Origin of the sequence: Mycoplasma miroungirhinis (assembly GCF_013008815.1) — a bacterium.
GTDB lineage: Bacteria > Bacillota_I > Bacilli_A > Mycoplasmatales > Metamycoplasmataceae > Metamycoplasma > Metamycoplasma miroungirhinis.
This window is the reverse complement of the sequence record NZ_CP053097.1, coordinates 343,018-364,190: the sequence shown is the minus strand read 5'-3', so window position 1 is coordinate 364,190 and position 21,173 is coordinate 343,018. Positions and strand designations below refer to the sequence as shown.

Genomic DNA, 21,173 nt, shown 5'->3' with positions numbered 1-21,173 from the left:
AAAAGGAGAAATATGATTAATTATAAATATCCTTATATATTTATAGATAATAAAAAACAAGAACAACCAATTATTTTTGTTCATGGATTTAATTCAAATTGTGAAAGATTTAATACTTTTGCACAAAATTGAAAAGAAAACGATTATTATGCAATTTCTTTTCCCGGAAATAATAATTTAAAACCATTAGATAACGATGAAGTTAGTGTTGAATCATTTAGTAATATATTAATTAAATTTATAGATGATAATAACTTAAAAAACGTTATTCTTGTTGGTCATAGTATGGGTGGAGGAATAATTTCATTAGCTTATAAAAAACGTCCTGAATTATTTTCAAAAATGATTTATATAGCACCAATGAATAAAACATCATTAGCAAAACTAGATAGTTATTTAGATACATATTTTCCAAAAACATTTCAAGAATACTTGAAGTTTTTATCAGTACTATACTACGATATTAGTGAATTTACAAATAACTTAGATTGAATGAAACAAAAAGAACAACTTTTTGATCCACATGATTATAATAATGAAACTATTGTAAAATTAGGAAATAGTTTACCAAATTTAGAATTAATGAATAAAATCGAAGCAGGTTTAAATGCAATAAATGTTCCTACTTTACTTATTTTAGGTGAAAAAGATGGTGTTATTGATCGAGATACATGTCTTCAATATTTTAAAGATAATGTAAAAAATGTTAAAACAACATATATTCCAAAAACTGGACATATGATGTATGAAGAAAATTTTGAAGAATTTATGAAAATAGTTACCCCATTTTTAAGAGAAAAATAATGAAAACTGAAAATCTAATTGAAATAAATGATTTAGAATTTAAATATGAAAAAAAATCAATTTTGAATATTAATAAATTAGACATTCTAAAAAATAAAATTACAGTTTTATTAGGACCTTCAGGTTCAGGTAAAACAACATTATTGAACTTAATTAGTGGTTTTTTAAAACCAACTAAAGGAAAAATAGAAGTATTAAATAATCCTAAAATTTATGAAATAGGATATATAATGCAAGAACAAAATGTTTATCCTAATATTTCTGTATTTTTAAATGTTTATCTTAGTGCAAAAAATACACCAAATTGAGTAAAACAAAAAAGACTAGAAGCAACTCAAAAAATATTGCCTTTTCTTAGTCAAAAACAAAAACAAAAAGTTAATAAAATAATTAATTTATTAAAAAACCCGAAACATCATTTATTTTTTAAATACATATTTTTTTATTTTAGATTATATGTATTTTGTCTAAAATTCAAACAAATTAAAACATTTTTTAAAATTCTTTCATTAAAAGAAATGTTTAAAGAACAATGAGAAGTAGTAGGAAAAAAATTAGAAATTTTTGAATATCAAAAGAAAAAAACAGGACAATTAAGTGGAGGACAAAAACAAAGAGTTGCTTTTGCTAAAGCAATTATCAAAAATTGTCAAATTATTATTTTAGATGAACCATTTAGTGCATTGGATGCAAAAATTAAAGAAAATACGATCAAATGAATTGCTTCTTTACAAAAAGAATTTAATTTATCAATGATAATGGTAACTCATGATCAACAAGATGCAATGAAACTAGGTGATAAAATTATTTTAATGAATGATGGTCACATAGTACAAAATTCTTCACCAGAAGATTTATATAATGATCCACAAAGTATCTTTGTGGCAAAATTTATTGGTTTTCCTGAAATAAACTTAATAAAATCGGATGAAAATTACGATTATTATATTCGTCATAATAAAATTACAATGCAACCAAGTGATGAACCAAATGCAGAAATACTTTCATTTAAACATTTAGGTGATTCAATAAATTACACTGTTTTATTTAATGACTATAAAATTAATATTTTATCAAAATATATCAGTTTTTTTGTAGGTGAAAAAATCAAAATTAGTTTTGATGATGAAGATGTTTTTCGTTTTTCAAAAGAAGGTAATCGTGTTTATAAAAGTTAAATCATGATTTAAAAATACTGATAATATTTTAGGTTCTATTTATTTAACTCCTCTTTTTGTTTTAATTATTTTATTTACTATTTTACCAATTATTCAATCTATTAATGGGGCATTTGAAACTCATCCTTATAGAAATAAATTAACAATAACTGAAATTGGTCTTGATAATTTTAATTATGTTTGAAAAGATAATAATTTTTGATCAGCAATAAAAAATTCAACTATCGTACTTTTTGTTGCTACTTTTATAAGTTTTATTTTTGCTTTTTTTATAGCATTTTTAATTGAATCTTTTATTTTAAAATTAGCTAGATCAGCTTTTTTAACTGTCTTTTATTCTCAATTTTTTCTTTCAGGTTTTGCAGTTGGAATTTCTTTTGTTCTTTTATTTGGTGATACAAACGTTTTCTTTAAAATATTTGCAAATAATAAGTTTAGTTTTACTGCAAAAACATTAGATATAGTATGGTATTTTGTTCTTTTCCAAGTATGAAGAAGTTTACCATTTAATATTATTTTATTTGCAGCTGCTATTAATAAAGCAAATATAAAATATAAAAAAATAATTCAAACAGATAATTTAAAAACTTTTTCCAAAATTAGATATGTTTATTTTCAAGAATTAAAAGTAACTATATTTTCAATTACAATAACTAATTTTATTTTTGCATTTTTATTATATCCAAATGCAATATTAGAAGATAATTATAATTATACTAAAAATCATGCATTTACTGTAAGCAATTATATTTTAAGATTTTTAGGTGCTGGAGTTGGTCAAGAATTTTATTATGATGCACAAAAAGCTTATGCAGCTAGTATATTAGTATTTGTTTATGCTATTTTATTAATGTTTTTAGTATATTTATTTAGATTTAAACATATGAAAAAACTGTCTATATTAATCCATAAGTTTTTAGTAAAAAAGGTAATTTCCAAAATAAGAAATTCCAAACTTGCTAAAAGCGGGGGGGGAATATGTTTACAGTAATAAGCAAAGAAATTATAAAAGTTTTAATTTTAATAATTTTTGCAATTATCATTTTATTCCCTCTTTATTATTTATTGTTAATTGCTTTAAAAAATGATATTGATATAGATAATAATGTTATTACTATATCAATAAAAAAACCAACATTAAGTAGTTTCCAAAATGTTTGAAACAAAGAGCTTTTAAAAGCTTTTGGAATCACTGTTTCTGCTATTTTCTCTTTATTAATATTAAGAATTGTTGTTTATTCACTAGCAATAGCAGGTTTAATAAAATTAAAAAAGAAATCAATTCAAAACTTTATTATTTATTTTTTAATTGCAATTAGTGTTATTCCTGAGTTTGTTTTATATTCTGCTCTTAAATATAACTTAAATACTTGAAATTTAACAAATAAGTATTGATTAAGTTTAATAACTAATGGTATATTTAGTTTCTTTATATTTTCATATACATTTAAAGTAGCACTAAATGTTAGTCAAACTAAAGGTAGATTAGCTTTAAATGATAATTTAAAATGATATGAAAAAATATTTTATGTGTATTTTTCAGATCTAAAACTATCATATTTACTTCTAATTATTTTTACTACTATTCAAGTATGAAATGACTTTTTATGGCCTTTATATTTATTTAGAGGTTCATCAGATAAAAATATTTCACAATGATTTTTATTCCCTGTACCAAAAGGTTATACAAATATACATAATAATATAATTGCAGCTGGAAGTTTCATAGCTTCTGTAATTCCATTAAGTATTTATTTAGTATTTTCTAAATGAGTAAATAAATCAACAAGATAATAATTTTAAAATTTTAAGTAAATAAGAGATATCAAGTATTAATCGTACTTGATATTTTATTTATTTTTCTTAATTATTTAAGACCCTTTAATTAGTTATATACTTAATCTCGCTTCTAGTATTAATTAATAAAAAATACCAAGTATAAAATTCATACTTGATATTTAATTATATTAATCTTATTTATGTTAAATATAATAGATTAATCTATAAATTATTTTTCTTTTGCTTCTTCAGCTTGAAGTTCATTTAGAACATCTTTACCTGATTTTGTTGATTTTGCATTATTGTTAGCATCTAGTTGTGATAATTCTAGTAATTCATTTGATATTTTTCCTGCTAATTTTACTGATTTTGAATCACCAACATAATTTGTATCATGTGCTGATCCTTTAGCAAATTTTAATATTGATTCAAGTGATACGATAGCAGATTCTAAGTTATATACAGCAGTAGCTAAGTAATCTCTTATAGAATCTTTAACTAAGAAGTTTTTACCATTTTCGCCTAATTCTTTAGCTTTTGCTTCAAATTTGCTTCTTAACTCTGTTTGACGAGTTTTTAATTCTTGTAATTTGTCATTAGTTACAACAGCTGCAGTTGGAACGATGTAACCTGAAGTTTCAGCAATAAATAATCAGTTATCTATCATTTTTTTATCTGGTGTTTCTGTTTTTCCGTTGAATAAGAAATTCAAGAAATTAATTGTAGCTTTATTTTTTTCTTCGTCATCTGATTTAACTGCTAATAAACTTGATCCACCTTCTCAAAATACTTGTTTTGATTCTGGTGAATATTTATCAATAGATGATGATACTAACATGTCTTCATCTTTTGTTCATAAACTATATTCTGCTTTTCTTTGTGTTTCATCAGTAATTTTGAATGCATCTAAATGGTATGCTACTGATATTGGTGATTGTTTAATTCTTGCATCACCTACAACAGCACCAAAAGCAATAGCAGCTTCAAAACGCATTAAATCAAATCCACCTCAATCAATTACTCCATTTTCTTTAAATTGAATAGATTGGAAATTAATTGGTTTTGATACAGTTGAATCCGCAGCTTTAATTTGTTGGTGTTTAATTGAGTTTTTGTATTCATCTCATAATGCAACAAAATTTTTGGCTTGAGCTGATTCTTTATTTTTTAGATTTGAATAATCAATTACTGATTTTTCAACAGCATTATCATTAGCTTTTAAATTTCATAATTTTGGTTGTTCTTGAGTTTTTGAAACTAGTTCTTTTAAGAATACATCACCTTGGTAATCGATTGATAATAATCTACCATTTTTGGTTACTTTTCCCATTTTTGTTTGATCAAATTCTGTGTTTTCATAAACTTGAGTAACAAAATCTTTAACACCTTTAAATGTTTCAAATGTTTTATCAGTTACCTTCATAGTATTTAAATTGTTTGTTGTTTTTGCTTTAATAGCATAAAAAGGACTTCTTTCAGGAATTGAATTTCCAGTTTTAGATGCAGCAACTGCTTTATCATAAATAGTTCCTGATACTTCTCCACCAGCACCTTTAATTATTTCAAATAACTTATTCATTACATCTAAGTTAAATATTAAACCATCTGTATCTGATAAGTCAAATGGAATACTATAAATTTTTGATTTATCATTTATATCTTCACCAGGTAGTTCACTATGAACATCTTTAATTTTTTCATCAAATTTTACATTGAATGCATCTTTCATATCTAATAATCTATCTTTAGAATTTAAAATAGATGCACCAATTTGATCTCCTAATAAAATACTACTAATATTTTGTTCGTCATCTTTTTCATCAAATGCTCTTATTGTTTGATTAACTAATTCAGTTTGTGAAAATGTTTTAATATCTTCTTGTGTTTTTAAAACAACTGGTAAAAAGTCTTTATCATGTTTGTGTGATTCATTGTAGTATTGAATGATAGGTGCAACAGCAGTCATAAGTGGTCAAAATTTTCCTTGTGGTGCTGAAAAAATTATTGGTTTTGTAGCTTTAAATTTATCAATTTTTTGTTGTATTGCATTAGTGTTTTTATTTGCTATTGCATCTTTGAATTCTTGTATTTCTTGTTCTCTTTTAGCTTTTTCTTCATCTGATAAACTATTTTTTTCTTTATTATATTTTTCTTCTAATTGTTTAACGGCACTATCTGCATTAAGTTCTGTATCACTTTTAGCCTGTGTACAAGCTGCAGCTATAAAAGGAACAGAAACTAAAGAAAGAGCAACCCCTAAACTTGCAAAACTAAATAATATTTTTTTAGATTTTTTCATTTTTTTTACTTTATTTTCCTTATAAATTTATTTTTTCTTTTTTTAATATAATAAAATTATAAAACTATATTGAAAAATAAAGAAAATAAAATGCTTTTTTTCAATAAAAATTACTTAAAATTTTATTTTAAAAATGGTTTTTAGTACTGTGTTTATAACAAATACAATAATAATTTAATAAAAATTCAAATTTTTCTAAATAAAATATCAAGTACGATTTTGCCTTGATATTTTAATATTGTATGGAATTTAGAATATTAATTCTTTACTATACTATGTAGTTTCCGTATGAATTTATATTTTTTTGCTATTGCAAAAATAATATCGATAATTCATCAAATTCCTAAACCACTAAATGTAAATGCTTTTAAAAATCCTAAAAGAATTCTTCCAGCATAGATTCTATCACTCCAGGTAAAAAATAGTAAGAATTATTAATGTTGATAATTTTCTTTTTACTGTAGAAGAATTAACATCTCATTGTAATCCAAAAATTGCTAGAATAATATCTACAATTCATCAGATTCCTAATCCATCTAAAGTTATGGTTTTAAAAAATCCTAGTAATACCTACCACCATAATATTTATCTCATCCAACATATCCAAAGAAAATTGAAAGTAAAAGTATTTTTATTTTACTTTTATGAGAACCCATTTTATTATCCTTTTTTGTATTTATATAATTTTAATTTTACACAATATATATATATATATAAATTTACTTAAAATTTTCTAAAAAAGCTATTAAATTTTAGAAACTAACATACAAAAATTTATTTTTTATTTTGTTATCTTAAGTACTTTAGAACTTAATTTTTGTTATAATTAACTCATGAAATCTAGTTGAGTGAAAAATAATTTAGGATATCAAGATGGTTTGGAAATTTATCAAGATAAAGAAATGTTTAACTACTCAGTTGATACTATTTTACTTGGAAATTTTTGTAGCTTAAATCGAAAAATTCAGCATATTTTAGAAGTTGGTACAAATAATGGTGCATTAAGTATTTTTATTGCTAATCGTGCTAATAAAATTCATATTGATGCACTAGAGATTCAAAAAGAAGCTTGTGAACTTGCTTTGTATAATGTAAAAATGAATAATTTAGAAAATAAAATAAATATAATTCATGGAGATTTTAATCAATATGTTCAATATTTATGTAATGAAATTGGAAATAATCGCTTTAAAAAATATCAACTCATTGTAGCAAATCCACCATATTATAATGAATTAAACAATATCAAACGGAAAAATACAAATAAATTTAAAGAAATTGCCACTCATGAAATTACTTTAAATTTAGAACAACTAATTTCAAAAAGTAGTAAAATCATTGAACAAAAAGGTTATTTAGCTATTGTTTTACCTATGAGTAGATTTATAGATTGTATTAGTTTAATGCGAAAATATAATTTTGAACCTAAACGAATTCAGCTTGTTTATCCTAGAGTTAATGACGTTGCTAAATTTTGTTTAGTAGAAGCTAGATTTAATACAGGTTGAGGTACTTATTATTTAGAAAATATTTATTTACATCCCCAAAATAAAAACAATCACGTATATACTCAAAAAGTAAAAAAATTATATAAACCAATTAAAATCGAGGAGTAATTATGAATAAAAAAACTTTTTATATTTCAACACCAATTTATTATCCTAATGGTAAATTACATATAGGACATTTTTATACAACAACTATAGCTAATACTTTATATAATTTCAAAAAATTAAATGGATATGACTGTTATTTAGTTACAGGTATTGATGAACACGGACAAAAAATTCAAAAAGCAGCTCAAAAAGCAAATATTGATACATTAGAATTTGTAAATCAAGCAAGTGAACAATTTAAAGATTTATGAAATAAAGCTAATTTACATTATGATTTTTTTAGTCGTACTACATCTCCTAAACATATTTTAACAATCCAAAAGATTTTTCAAAAAATGCTTGAAAAAGGTTATATTTATTTAGGCCAATATTCAGGCTTATATTCAATAAGTGATGAAGAATATTTAACCAAAACTCAAGCCATTGAAAAAGATAATAAATATTATCATCCTACAAGTGGTCATGAATTAGTAGAAATAACAGAAGAAACATATTTCTTTGATATGAAAAGATTTAATCAATGAATTATTGATTTTTATGAAAATAATTCTAAATTTATTAGTTCTTCGAAAGTAAAAAATGAACTTTTAAATAATTTTATTAATAAGGGTCTTGAAGATTTAAGTGTAACTAGAATAAGTTTTGATTGAGGTATTCAAGTTGCTTGTGAATCTAAATTTAAACATGTAATTTATGTATGATTAGATGCTTTATTTAATTATTTAACTGCTTTAAATTATTTAGAAGAAGATGATAGTTTGTATCAAAAATATTGAGTTAATGGAACTCAAAGAGTTCATATTGTTGGTAAAGAAATTACAAGATTCCATTGTATTTATTGACCTATTTTTCTAAAAAGTTTAGATATTAATTTACCTACTAAAATATTAAGTCATGGTTGAATTATTACCAGTGAAGGAAAAATGTCTAAATCTAAAGGTAATGTAGTTGATCCTTATAAATTAATCGAAACATATGGAGCAGAACAAACTAAATATTTTTTTATGTCACAATTTTCAATTGATAATGATGGTGTATATGATGAAATTGCCTTTAAAAATTGTTTAAATTCTGATTTAGCCAATAATTTTGGTAACTTAGTAAATAGAACATCAGCAATGATAAATCAAAGTTTTTCAAACGGAACTTTTTATGACCAAGATAATTTAGAATCATTAGATTTAGAAGTTTATAAAAATATTGAACAATATTTTATCAACTATCAAAATTACTTTGATAACTTTGAAATCGACAAAGCATTAAAAGAAGCTATTAGTTTATCAAAAACATTAAATTTATATATAGATAAAACCACTCCTTGAAAATTAAAAGATAATTTACAAAGATTAAATATAGTTTTAAATACATTATTAAATGGAATATATGCAGTAGCTGTTATGCTTAGTGTTGTATTACCTAATAATATGCAAAAAATTTCAGAGTTTTTAAATATTGATAAACTTGATTTTAATTTAATAAATATTAATAATAAATTTGATAATAAACAAATTAATGTAAATGAAATATTATTTAGTAGAATAAAATAACAAAAAATAGTTTATAGATGTCACTAAAATTGGTGCATCTTTTTTTATTTTTTTCTTAGGTTTTTTACTTTAAATAGTGAAAGGAGAAAATGCATAATACAAAAAATAAAAATTTTAGTTTTATAAAAGTTAAAAACAAAAAAACAGATAAAAAACTTGTTATTTTTGCTTGTATTTTATTAGCATCAGCAGCTATTACTATTCCGACTTTAATACTAACTAAAATAAATTACATTAAATCAAATACTATTAAAGATAAAAACTTAATTATTAAAAGTAAATTAGAAGAAAACAAAAAACTTATTTTACAAAATTCAGATATAAAAAATAAAAATAATTTATTAGAATCAGAAATTACTAAACAAACTAATCAAAATGAACAATTAAGTTTAGAAAATCAGAACTTAAATTCAGCTAATCAAGAACTTATATCTAAAAATAAAGATATAACTACTAAAAACTCTTTACTAGAATCTCAAATTTTTAAACAAAATCAAGAAAATCAAGAGTTAAATGTAATTAATCATAATCTACATTCAGCTAATGAAAATCTTACTTCTCAAAATTTAGAGTTTCAAAATCAAAACAATAATTTACAAAATCAAATTGATTTAAAAAATAAAGAAAATAGTCAATTAAGTTTAGAAAATCAGAACTTACATTCAGCTAACGAAAATCTTACTTCTCAAAATTTAGAGTTTCAAAATCAAAACAATAATTTACAAAATCAAATTGATTTAAAAAATAAAGAAAATAGTCAATTAAGTTTAGAAAATCAGAACTTACATTCAGCTAATGAAAATCTTAGATTTAAGAACGTAGAGTTTCAAAATCAAAACAATAATTTACAAAATCAAATTGATTTAAACAATAAAGTAAATAGTCAATTAAGTTTAGAAAATCAACAAATAAGTACTCAAAATCAAGAACTTATTTTAGTAAATAATAAATTATCAGATGAAAATAAAAAAATAAATTCAGATAAAGCTTTAGTTGAACAAAAAAATCTTGAATTAAATAAAATTAAAAATGATTTTATTAATATTGTCAATAATTATCAAACTAGTATAGAAAATTTAAAAACATTTTACTTAAAAAATGCAGATTATTTAGTAAATAATTCTATTTTAGAAGAATATTATAAAAATAATCCCACATATGATAGTTTAAAAGAAGCATATGCTAAATTAGTAAATTACATTAATGAAAATTCTAATTTAAATGAATTATTAGACAATGGAGCAACAATTTTAACTTTCAAAAATGATATTACTGAATATATACAAAATTTAAACAATTATTTTGAAGATATTTTAATTAAATATTCTGAATTAAATAATACTAATTTAGCTAAATTAAATGATTTAAATGAAACTATTTTAAACTTACGTAATGAAATAGATAGATTACAAAAACAAATAGAAGTAAATAACACACTTTTAGCAAAAAATCAAGAACAAATTACACTTTTAGAACAAAGTATTGAAAATTTAGGTGAAGAAAATGAAAATTTAAAAAATAATGTAAAAACATTAAAAGTACAATTAGGTAATAAAAACAACGATTATAATAATTTATTAATTTTAATTGATAATAAAAATTTAGAAATTACTAATTTACAACATTCAGTTGAACAACAAAAGAAAAATATCGAACAATTAAATGTAGATAAAATATCTAATGCAACTGAAATCGATAAAAACAAAAGAGATATAAGTAAAAATTTAAGAGATATAGAAGCACTAAGATCTGAAATTCTAACATTAAATAACCAAAAAAGTAGTTTAGAACAAAATATAAATAATTTAAATAATCAAAGAAATTCATTTATTAGTGAAATTGATAATAACAAACAACAAATAGCATCTTTAAAAAATAATATATCAAATCTTGAAAGAGAAAATCGAGATTTAAGAAGTCAAATTCAAACATTAAGACAAGAAAATAGTGCAATTAATAATTTATACATAAATTCTAAACATTCTTATGCTCATGAAATTGTAAATGAAAAAATAAAAGTATTACAATTAATGATTAATGATATTAATTATGTTGCTGATTTATGAAATAATAAGGACTTATACCTATCAGAACACATTGTTCAAAATTTCTTAATTTTAACGCTTAATAGTTTAAATATTAGTAATTTATTTGATGTTCAAGATGAAGAATTTAACCAAGAATTACAAAACCGTTTAGGATTAGATAAACAACAAATTAATAATATATATGAAATAGTAAAAACATCTTTTATAAAAGTAAAAGAACAAGTTATATATCGTAGAGGAGATTGATTGAAAGTGGCACTAAATGAACAAATTAAATCATATAATTTAACAATTCAACAAGCAAGACAAGGTATATTAAAACCATTAAAAGAATTTAAAGATACCAGTTTCAAAGAAAGAAAATGGAATAGAACTCGTGGATAATTTTAAAGAAATGGAATACTCAAAAGCAGTTGAATTAGAAGGTGGAAGTTTTATTGCATTTTTAGGTGCTTTATTACCTTTAGCATTTGGAGCTATTGGTAATATAATAGGTACTATAAAAGTAAGTTCATCTAATAATGGTGAATTAAAAACAAAAGATGGTAATACGTATAAATGAAATAATGAAACAAAGGAGAGTAACCTTGTTCCAGTATATTACTATTTCTAATTTAGAAAATATGAAGTTAAATTCTAATTTGTTAGAGCGATTAGAATATATAAAAAAACAAAATAATAATTTTTTTTCTTCATCTGAAAACGTTATTTTAAATTTAAAATTGCTTAGCAAATTTCTTCCTTATGATGTTGCAAATCAATGACTTTTATTTAAACAAAATAATGTAGCAAATAAATTTTTAACTTTTAATCAATGAAAAAAACGTGGTGGTCAAATTAAAAAAGGCGAAAAAGCCGCATATATTATTGGTTATAAAGAAAAAACTTTTATTGTTAAAGATAATGAAAATCAACTATTACAATGAGAATATGCAGATGATGAAACGAAAGAAAAAATTAAAAATGGAATAGTGTCTACTTTTAAGAAAAAAATAGTATCATTAATTCCTGTTTTTGGTGATAATCAATTAACTGAAAGCTTAAAAAAACACCAAAAACAATATTCATACGAAACATTAGAAAAAACCTTAACCAAGTATTTAGAAAAATTAAAATTTAATATTAAAGCAACATTATCAGATGTCAATGATGAACAAATTAATTTTGAAACAAAAGAAATTTTTATAAATTACTATGACAATTTATTATCATTAAGTTTATTGAAAATGTTAATTCGAATCATTTTAAAATATGATAATTATAAAGGTGTGTTAGATAATACACTTTTAGAAGAAAATATGATTTCTTTTTTAATTTTAGAATCATTAAATTTAAACAATTTTGAATATGATTTTAGTAGTGTTCAAGCTATTATTAAAACATTAGGTGTTTCTGAAAAAGAGGCATTTTTAAGAAATATTGTGTTAATAGCAAAACAAATTAAAGAGAAATTATAAAAAAACACAGAAATTTCTCTGTTATTACAAGGCATAACTATTAAATAGTTATGCTTTTATTTGCTTTTAAAAATATTTCTTTTGTGATATTAATTTTATAAGCTTGAAAATTTTTAATTTTATTTTTTAAATCATCTATTTCTTTTTGAATTTGAACAATGATTTGATTTTCTAATAAATATGCAACTGAAATATTATCGCTATCTTTATATTCTTGAATTTTTTGTTGATAAAATTTTTGTTGTTGTAAGCTTAAAATTAATTTTTGAGCAATATTTTGTTCTCATAAATAATTGTCTTGTAAAGTAGTAATTTCATCTTCAAGATTTTTTATTTGATTATTTAAAATAATTACATCTTTATTATTATTTAATTTTTGATTTGCTATTTTTTGATATTCTAAATTAATTTTTGTTTGATTTAATGAATCAATATGTTTAAATCATTGATTATTGTGAGTTTTTATATATGCAGCTGCATTATCTATTTGATTTAAAATAAAATTAAAATTCATATTATTTTTTATCATTTTTATTAGAAGTTGATTAACATCATTATCAATTATTAAGTTATGTTCAGAAACAAGTTGATCTTTTGCATATAAAATTATGTCTTGTTTTTGAAGTTTAGATAAGTTTTCTAATGAAATAAAATTAAAGATTTCATTGTATTTAATATGTTCATTAACATTTTGAGTTGATGCAATAATTTTTATATTAGTTTTATTTTTAAATGTTTTTAAAATTTCTAAAATATCATCATTTAGTAAATTTATATTTTCTATAAATAAAATAATATTTGTATTTTGGGGATTTTTAGTGCTTAAAATATTATAAAAAATAGTGTTGATATTTTTTTTACTAAAAGCAAGTTGTTCTGTATTTAATTTATATACTATGTTTGTTGGAAGTTCATTTATTTTATTATGAAAATTTAATGCAGATGTAAGTAAATTAATAATTAGTTTTATTGAAAATTCATTTTGGTGAGTTAATAAAATAAATTTTTCTTTTGATTTCAAACTAGTAAAAAATAATTGTTTAATAATTGCATTAATACCAGTTGGTTGTATATTGTCTAATTGTTGTTTAGTTTTTATTTGTTTTGTTAAATTAATTGTAAATTTATGTAAAGGATTAAGTCTTTTAATAAGAATATAACAAATTCAAACAATAAATCCTAAAATCATAAAGGAAACATAACTTAATATTACTAATAATTGTGATGGTTCATATGTTTCATTAATAATCGGAGGAATAAAAGAAATTAATAAAATCACTATTATTAATGATGTTGCAATCATATAAAAAATTTTTTCTCAAATTGGTATTTTAAATTCTTTTCTTTTAAATGATACGTGTAAAATAGAAATTAAGGTGTTTAAGTATAAAACAAAAAACACTAAATTTCCTGCAGATAAAATAGTTGTAAATGAATCAGTAGCTCCGATTAATTTTGGTAATATAGTAAATATTATCATTGAAAAAATGCTAATAATAGTTACAAATTTAATTGCATTTTTATGTTGATTATTTTTTGCTACTTTAGCAAACGAAGATGGTAAAAAATTATCTAATGCTAAAGGAACTATGGTTTTTGAGTAATAAACCATTGAAAAAATAGTTGAAGTCATTTGTTTAAATAAAAGACCAATAGCAAATATTATTAATCCAGCTGTACCTAATGTATTTTTCATTATAATAGCAACATAATCACCTTGTCCTGCTTGAAATGAAGGAATAAATGAAAATAATAGAAAAAATACTAAATAAATAAAGATAACAAAGCCGAAAAGATAAAATAATATTTTTTTAAAATTTTTAGTTTTTACATTTGTAGAAAGTCCTGCAAGTCCTTCTATACCTCCATATGCATAAATAAAACTTAAAATGGAATTAATAATAATAAATGGAGTAATTTTTTGAATTGAACTATTTTTAGTAAAAAGATTAGGTGTTGGATTTGTAGAAACTAAATAAACTATTACACCTAAAATTAAAGCAAACACAATTCATTTGATAATAGCAGTAGCTAAAATAACTTTTTTAGAAATATGTAAACTAAAAGAAGAAATGATAGTTAAGGTAACAAAAAATATTAAAGATATAATTAATAATAAAATCTGATATTTTTCATCATTAACAAACAAACTTGCAATAGTTGAAAAAAATAAAGGTGAAGTTGCCGAAAATAAAGGAGCTTGCATAAATTGATTTCAACCATTTAAAAATCAAAACCATTTACTTTTTGGAAAAGCTTCTTTTGCATATGCATAAGAACCTCCAATTTGATTTCCAAAATATTGTGTTCCACGTGCAAATGCTAACATAATTGCAGCAGCAATAAAAGATGTAATAACAAAAATTAATAAAGAATAATTACCATTTTTTATTACACTTTGAATAGTAGCAATAAATCCAAAACCTACTATAAAGTTAATTCCATAAAATATAAAACTTTTTTCAGTGAATTTTCTTTTCATATTTCTCCTTTTTATTTATTTTTTTAGTTGTGTTTAATTTTTATTACTAAAATCAAAAAAATGCATAGATATAAATGGTATCTATGCTAAAATTCACCACAAAATTTCAGAGTTATATTTGTGGGTTTTTTATTTATTAAACTAAAAATTTTTTGTTCAATTAAAAATAACAAATTTTTAGTTTCAAAAACAAAATCACTATTTTTTCTTATTTGATATTTTATTAAATAAGAGATATTATTTTTGGGTTTTTCAATTTCTAAGTTAATTGAACCAACTAATTTTATATTTTCTAAAAACAAAAATAATTTGTTTATTGTTTCTACTAAAACTTGTTCATGAATGTAGTAAGACATATTCATTTTTGAATTTACTTTGATAAAATTATTCATTTATTACTTATTTGCTCTTCCTACGTATTTACCAGTTTCAGTTGATACTAAAATAGTTTCACCTTCTTTTATAAACATAGGTGTTTCTACAATAAATCCTGTTTCTGTTGTAACTTTCTTTTGTGGATTGTTGGTTGTATTTCCTTTTACAGCTTCTGGTGCTTCTGTTACTTTTAATTCTACGTTTGGTGCTAATTCTATGTCTAGAATTTCTTGTTCATATTTTCTTACTAATACATTTGAAGAAGGTACTAAAAAATTCATTTCTCATTCAATTTTACTAATAGCAATTTCTACTTGTTCAAAAGTATTTTGATCCATTAAAATTATGTTTACTCCATCTGAATATAAAAAATTCATTGAAGTTTTTTCAATTCTAGCAGGTTTAACTTTATCTCCACCTGTTCAAGATTTAATAGTAATTGATCCTGAACGTAAGTCTTTTACTTTAGCTTTAACAGTTGCTTGACCACGACCTTGTTTTGAGTGTTGTGATTCTAAAACAACATAAATATTTCCATCCATTTCAAAAGTTATACCAGGTTTAAATTCGTTAACATTTATCATATTTTCTCCTTAAAAATATCAAAGTTATAATTTAATTTTATATTATAATTCATTATTTTCTTGATTATAGTTGATATTTTCAGTATTGATTTGTTGAGTTGTAGTTTTTTCTTTATTTTTATCATTATATAAATTAATTATTGTAATTACTAAAATATAAATAATTGTAAATATCGCTCCAATTGCAATTGTAACATCAGCAAAGTTAAATATTCCACCAGGAAGTCAGTTTCTACCTCAAGGAATAAAAATTACATCTCTTACTCCTAAATAAATCATTCTATCAATCATATTTCCAAATGTTCCTGCGCAAATAATAGCAAGTGCAAAAACGATTACAAAAGTTCGTTTTGTTTTAATTAATAAACAAGCAATAATGCTTACTATAAAAACTACAAAACTAAAAAAGTGTAAAACAGAGTTTGGTAATTTTTGTCCAAATAATGTTGTTCCTTTATGTAAAAATGAACCAAAAGCAATAATTTTTCAATCCGTTACTCTTTTATCACCATAATTAATATTTTCACCATCAACATAAAAAATTTGTTTAATAATTAAGTCTATAAATAATAAAAAAGCAAATAATAGAAAAAAAGATATAAAGTTAATGATGATTTGTTTTTGATTTTCTTTAAAGTGTGTTTTTATCTTGTTTTTTAATTCTTCTTTATCGATTTTTTTAATGTTTTTCATCTAAAACACTTTGACATCTTAAACACACATCTTTTACCATTTGAGATTTTTCAAAATGGTTTCAACATCTTTGACATTTTTCTGAATCTTGTAATTTAGTTACTGTCATTTCGTTTCCAAAACTTACTTTTGCAACCATTAATAATTTCACTAAATCAAGTGATTTTAAAAATTCAGAATGAGAATGTATAATTACATGAGCTTCATTTTGTCTTTTTATTTCTTGATTTTGGATCGCCAATTCAATGTTTTTATAAACTAAGTCTTTTAGTTCGAAAAATTCTTTTCATTGATTTTCCATTTCTTCATTAAAAGTAGCTTCTGTAAAGAAATTTTCTAAATGTACTGATTGTTTTTTGTTTTTTTGTGGGAAGAATTTATAAATTTCTTCACTTGTAGTAGGTAAAATTGGTGCAAGTGCAATCATTAAAGTATAAGTGATTTGGTATAAATTAAATTGAATTTGTTTTCTTTCTAGATTATTTTTTGAATCTGCATATAAAGAATCTTTTGATATAGAAATATAATAACTACTTAAATCAATTACGAAATTATTAATATTTTTTATTATGTTAATAAAACGATAATTATTATAATCTTCAATAATTTTATTTTTTAATTTAGCTAGTCTGTTTGCAATTAAAAGATGAATTCCTTCTAATTTAATGTCTTCGTATTCAAAATCACTAATAGCACCTAACATAAATTTAAAAGTGTTTCTTAATTTACGATAAATTTCAATGTTTTGTTGCATGATTTTATCATCAATTGTAACATCGCTAGTATATTCACTATTAGCAACTCATAATCTTAAAATATCTGCACCATATTTTGAAACAACATCTAAAGGTTTAACAACATTTCCTTTAGATTTTGACATTTTTTGTCCTTTACCATCTAAAACAAATCCATGACTTAATAGTTGTTTATAAGGACTTTGATTTCTTCAAGCAACTGAATTTATCATTGATGAATTAAATCATCCTCTGTATTGGTCACTTCCTTCTAAATATAAATCATAAGGAGCTTCAATTCCACCTGGTTTTAGACCTATAGATGTTGAACCTGAATCAAATCAAACGTCCATAATATCATTTTCTTTAGTATAACCTAAATTACGATATTTTTCAGGTAATAAATCATCAACTGCAGATTTATATCATATATCAGTTCCATGTTCTTCAACTAAGTTAATAACATAATCTAAAATTTCGTCGTTTGTCACTGGTTGTTTATGTTTATCATAAAAAATAGTAATCGGTACACCTCATGCTCTTTGTCTACTAATTGTTCAGCTTTGACGTGCTTCTAACATTAAATGTAATCTTCTTTTTGATCATTCATTAAATGTTTGCACTTTATTAATAGAATCTAAAATATTTTCTTTAATAGGTTTTAAACTAACAAATCATTGCGGAGTTGCACGATAAATAATAGGTAAGTGAGTTCTTCAATCATGAGGATATGAGTGTTTTATTTTTTTAAATGCTAATTGTAAATTTTGTTCAACTAAATATTGACCTATTTTGATATTTGCATCTTCATAAAATAAATTTTCATATTCACCAGCAAAATGATTTAATTTTCCATCATCTTCAACATGCATTATCATTTCTAAATTATGTTTTTTACCAATTAAAAAGTCATCTTCACCAAATAATGGAGCCATATGAACTAATCCAGTACCACTTTCAAGTGTAACATGATGTCCTTCTACTACTGGAGCAATTAATTTATTTATAGGTGATTGATATTTAATGTTTAATAACTTATCACCTTTAAAAGTCTTAAGAATTTTGTATTCATCTCATTTAAATAATGAAACTAGTTCTGGAAGTAATTTTTGTGCTACAACATAATTTTTATTATCATGTGATACTAAAACATAATCAAATTCTGAATTAACAGATACTCCACTGTTTGCAATTAAAGTTCAAGGTGTTGTTGTTCAAATAACAACATAATCATCTTTTAAAATAAATTCATTTCCTTCTATTACTTTAAATGCAACATACATTGAAGGTGAAATATGATCTGCATATTCAACTTCTGCTTCTGCTAATGCTGATTGTGATGAAGGAGATCAATAAATAGGTTTAAAATCTTTATAAATTAAGCCTTTTTTAATCATTTCTTTTAAAAGACGTAATTGATTTGCTTCCATTTTTTTATCTAATGTTACATAAATATCACTAAAATCAGTTAAAAGCGATAATTTTTTAAATTCTTCTTTTTGTAATTCAACTTGACTTAATGCATATTCAGCACAAGCTTTTCTTAATTCATCAACTTTAAAATCATTTTGATTTTTCTTAGCAATTTGTAGCATTTTATGTTCTATTGGTAAACCGTGAGTATCTCAACCTGCTACAAAAGGACTATAAAAACCTAACATTGATTTTTGTCTTACAATGATGTCTTTTAATATTTTATTTAAAGCATGTCCAACGTGAATACTTCCATTTGCATAAGGAGGTCCATCGTGTAGAATAAAACTTGGTTTTTGTTTGTTATTTTTTAAAATTTGTTGGTATAAATTAATTTCATTTCAATATTTATGGTATTCTATTTCTTTATTTGCTAAATCTGCTTTCATAGAAAAATCAGTATTAGGCATTAATAATGTATTTTTATAATCTGTTGTCATATTATTTTCCTTCTTTAATTGATTTTATGAAACTACTAAATAATGGATGAGGACTTAATGGTCTTGCATTAAATTCTGGATGATATTGTGTTCCAATATAAAATGGATGGGATTTTAATTCACAAATTTCTGCTAAATGATTATTTGGTTCTTCACCTGAAAAAATAAAATCTCCATCATCAATTATATTACGATATTTTTCAACTATTTCATAGCGATGTCTATGTCTTTCGCTAATAATTTCTTGTTGATATATTTTATATGCTAATGTATCTTTTTTAATTTTTGTATCACTTGCTCCTAGTCTTAAAGTTCCACCTAAAAGTTCATGAGAATCTTTTCCTCTAATATAATCTAAAACATATACTTCATCTTTATTATCTGTTTTAAATTCAAAACTAGTTGCATTTTTTATACCTTTTAATCTAGCTTGATTAATAGACATAATTTGCATTCCAAGACAAATTCCTAACGTTGGAATTAAATGCTTTCTAGTGTAATTTGCAATTTCGATTTTTCCTTCAATTCCTCTTTGACCAAAACCAGGTAAAATGATTACTCCATTAATATTTTCTAACATATGTTTTGCATCATTTTGATTTTCAATTTTTTCTGAATCTATTCATTTAAGAACGATATTTACATTTTCATAAGCACTTGATATTTTTAATGCTTCGATAATTGATTTATAAGCATCTTCAAATGTAATGTATTTACCCACCATTCCAATATTTAATTTTGTTTCATATTTTTTTTCGATTAATGAAACAAAATGTTTTCAATTTTGTAAGTTAGGTTTTTTATCTTTAATATTAAAATATTTTAAAATTATTTGGCTTACTTTATGTTTTTCTAAGTATAAAGGCATTTTATATACTTGTTTAAAATCAGGAACTGGAATAATGTTTTCTTCATTTAAAAAAGTATATTTTGCAACTTTTTGTACAACATAATGACTTGGTGTTTTATGACTTCTTAAAATGACTAAATTAGGATTTATTCCAAGTTCTCTTAATAAACTAATGGAATGTTGAGTAGGTTTTGATTTAAAATCTCCACTAGCTTCTAAAAAAGGTACATATGAGGTATGAATAAAAAAGACTTTATCACGCATTTTGTATCTTATTTGTGCTAATGCATAAAAAAATGAATTACTTTCTAAATCACCAACTGTTCCACCTATTTCAATAATTGCAAAGTCAGGGTTTTTATTTGTTTCAATATCTAAAATTATTTTTTCAATTTCGTCAGTAAAATGTGGGACAATTTGAACTGTTTTTCCTTTAAATTGTCCATCTCGTTCTTTTTGTAGTAATTTTTGAAATATTTTTCCGCTTGTAATAGAAGATAATTTGCTTAAGTTTTCACCAATAAATCTTTCATAGTGTCCTAAATCTAAATCAGTTTCTCCACCATCTTCAGTTACATATACTTCGCCATGTTCAAAAGGACTTAAAACTCCAGGATCAACATTTAAATATGGATCAAGTTTCATTGAAAAAACACTAAAACCCCTTGCTTTTAATAATCTTCCAATACTTGCTGCATTTATTCCTTTTCCTATTCCACTTATTACACCACCGGTAACAAAAATATAATTAGTTTTCATTTCTTTTACCCCACTAGAAATTGAATTTAAAATATTAATATATTTTATAATTTTA

The 21,173-nt window shown here is 22.6% G+C and carries 16 protein-coding genes; 9 read left to right on the top strand and 7 right to left on the bottom strand.

Annotation, left to right across the window (positions count from 1 at the left end; all coding sequences use genetic code 4):
• Positions 1 to 12: 12 nt before the first annotated feature.
• The 4 genes from HLA92_RS01660 to HLA92_RS01645 are packed head-to-tail and all read left to right on the top strand — an operon-like array spanning position 13 to position 3,776.
• Positions 13 to 804 carry an alpha/beta fold hydrolase gene (locus tag HLA92_RS01660; protein WP_171112899.1) on the top strand — a complete coding sequence of 264 codons (792 nt, stop codon included), beginning with the start codon at positions 13 to 15 and terminating at the stop codon, positions 802 to 804.
• Complete coding sequence (locus tag HLA92_RS01655) at positions 804 to 1,982, top strand: ABC transporter ATP-binding protein (RefSeq protein ID WP_171112898.1); 1,179 nt, start codon at positions 804 to 806, stop codon at positions 1,980 to 1,982. The genes HLA92_RS01660 and HLA92_RS01655 overlap by 1 nt, the downstream gene beginning before the upstream one ends.
• Positions 1,966 to 2,973 (top strand): sugar ABC transporter permease, encoded by a 1,008-nt coding sequence (locus HLA92_RS01650; RefSeq protein ID WP_212751826.1) that lies wholly within the window; start codon positions 1,966 to 1,968, stop codon positions 2,971 to 2,973. The genes HLA92_RS01655 and HLA92_RS01650 overlap by 17 nt, the downstream gene beginning before the upstream one ends.
• Positions 2,961 to 3,776, top strand: a complete 816-nt coding sequence (locus HLA92_RS01645; protein WP_171112895.1) for an ABC transporter permease family protein — start codon at positions 2,961 to 2,963, stop codon at positions 3,774 to 3,776. Before HLA92_RS01650 ends, HLA92_RS01645 begins: the two co-directional genes overlap by 13 nt.
• 214 nt (positions 3,777 to 3,990) lie before the next feature.
• On the opposite strand, the gene HLA92_RS01640 is transcribed toward HLA92_RS01645, so the two are convergent.
• Positions 3,991 to 6,060 (bottom strand): P68 family surface lipoprotein, encoded by a 2,070-nt coding sequence (locus HLA92_RS01640; protein ID WP_171112893.1) that lies wholly within the window; start codon positions 6,058 to 6,060, stop codon positions 3,991 to 3,993.
• 833 nt (positions 6,061 to 6,893) lie between these two features.
• Here HLA92_RS01640 and HLA92_RS01635 point away from each other — a divergent pair.
• From HLA92_RS01635 to HLA92_RS01615, 5 genes are all read left to right on the top strand, one after another.
• Positions 6,894 to 7,676, top strand: coding sequence for a tRNA1(Val) (adenine(37)-N6)-methyltransferase (locus HLA92_RS01635; RefSeq protein ID WP_171112891.1), 783 nt, complete (start codon positions 6,894 to 6,896; stop codon positions 7,674 to 7,676).
• A gap of 2 nt (positions 7,677 to 7,678) precedes the next feature.
• Positions 7,679 to 9,223 (top strand): methionine--tRNA ligase, encoded by a 1,545-nt coding sequence (metG, locus tag HLA92_RS01630; RefSeq protein WP_171112889.1) that lies wholly within the window; start codon positions 7,679 to 7,681, stop codon positions 9,221 to 9,223.
• Positions 9,224 to 9,312: 89 nt separating this feature from the next.
• Complete coding sequence (locus HLA92_RS01625) at positions 9,313 to 11,655, top strand: coiled-coil domain-containing protein (RefSeq protein ID WP_171112887.1); 2,343 nt, start codon at positions 9,313 to 9,315, stop codon at positions 11,653 to 11,655.
• Positions 11,648 to 11,884, top strand: coding sequence for a hypothetical protein (locus tag HLA92_RS01620; RefSeq protein WP_171112885.1), 237 nt, complete (start codon positions 11,648 to 11,650; stop codon positions 11,882 to 11,884). The genes HLA92_RS01625 and HLA92_RS01620 overlap by 8 nt, the downstream gene beginning before the upstream one ends.
• A gap of 10 nt (positions 11,885 to 11,894) precedes the next feature.
• A complete protein-coding gene (locus tag HLA92_RS01615) occupies positions 11,895 to 12,728 on the top strand; it encodes an ArdC-like ssDNA-binding domain-containing protein (protein WP_171112884.1) in 834 nt (277 codons plus the stop codon).
• Between the two features lie 40 nt (positions 12,729 to 12,768).
• On the opposite strand, the gene HLA92_RS01610 is transcribed toward HLA92_RS01615, so the two are convergent.
• The 6 genes from HLA92_RS01610 to HLA92_RS01585 all read right to left on the bottom strand — a co-directional run bounded on the left by HLA92_RS01610 (position 12,769) and on the right by HLA92_RS01585 (position 21,118).
• Positions 12,769 to 15,210, bottom strand: coding sequence for an amino acid permease (locus HLA92_RS01610; protein ID WP_171112881.1), 2,442 nt, complete (start codon positions 15,208 to 15,210; stop codon positions 12,769 to 12,771).
• Between the two features lie 86 nt (positions 15,211 to 15,296).
• Complete coding sequence (locus HLA92_RS01605) at positions 15,297 to 15,602, bottom strand: MMB_0454 family protein (RefSeq protein WP_171112879.1); 306 nt, start codon at positions 15,600 to 15,602, stop codon at positions 15,297 to 15,299.
• Between the two features lie 3 nt (positions 15,603 to 15,605).
• Entirely contained in the window at positions 15,606 to 16,169 is a 564-nt protein-coding gene (gene efp / locus HLA92_RS01600; RefSeq protein WP_171112877.1) for an elongation factor P, read from the bottom strand.
• A gap of 42 nt (positions 16,170 to 16,211) precedes the next feature.
• Positions 16,212 to 16,862: a signal peptidase II gene (locus tag HLA92_RS01595; protein WP_171112875.1), complete on the bottom strand. Its 651-nt coding sequence runs from the start codon at positions 16,860 to 16,862 to the stop codon at positions 16,212 to 16,214.
• A complete protein-coding gene (ileS, locus tag HLA92_RS01590) occupies positions 16,849 to 19,509 on the bottom strand; it encodes an isoleucine--tRNA ligase (protein ID WP_171112872.1) in 2,661 nt (886 codons plus the stop codon). Before ileS ends, HLA92_RS01595 begins: the two co-directional genes overlap by 14 nt.
• A 1-nt stretch (position 19,510) precedes the next feature.
• Positions 19,511 to 21,118: a CTP synthase gene (locus tag HLA92_RS01585; protein ID WP_171112870.1), complete on the bottom strand. Its 1,608-nt coding sequence runs from the start codon at positions 21,116 to 21,118 to the stop codon at positions 19,511 to 19,513.
• Between the last annotated feature and the right edge of the window lie 55 nt (positions 21,119 to 21,173).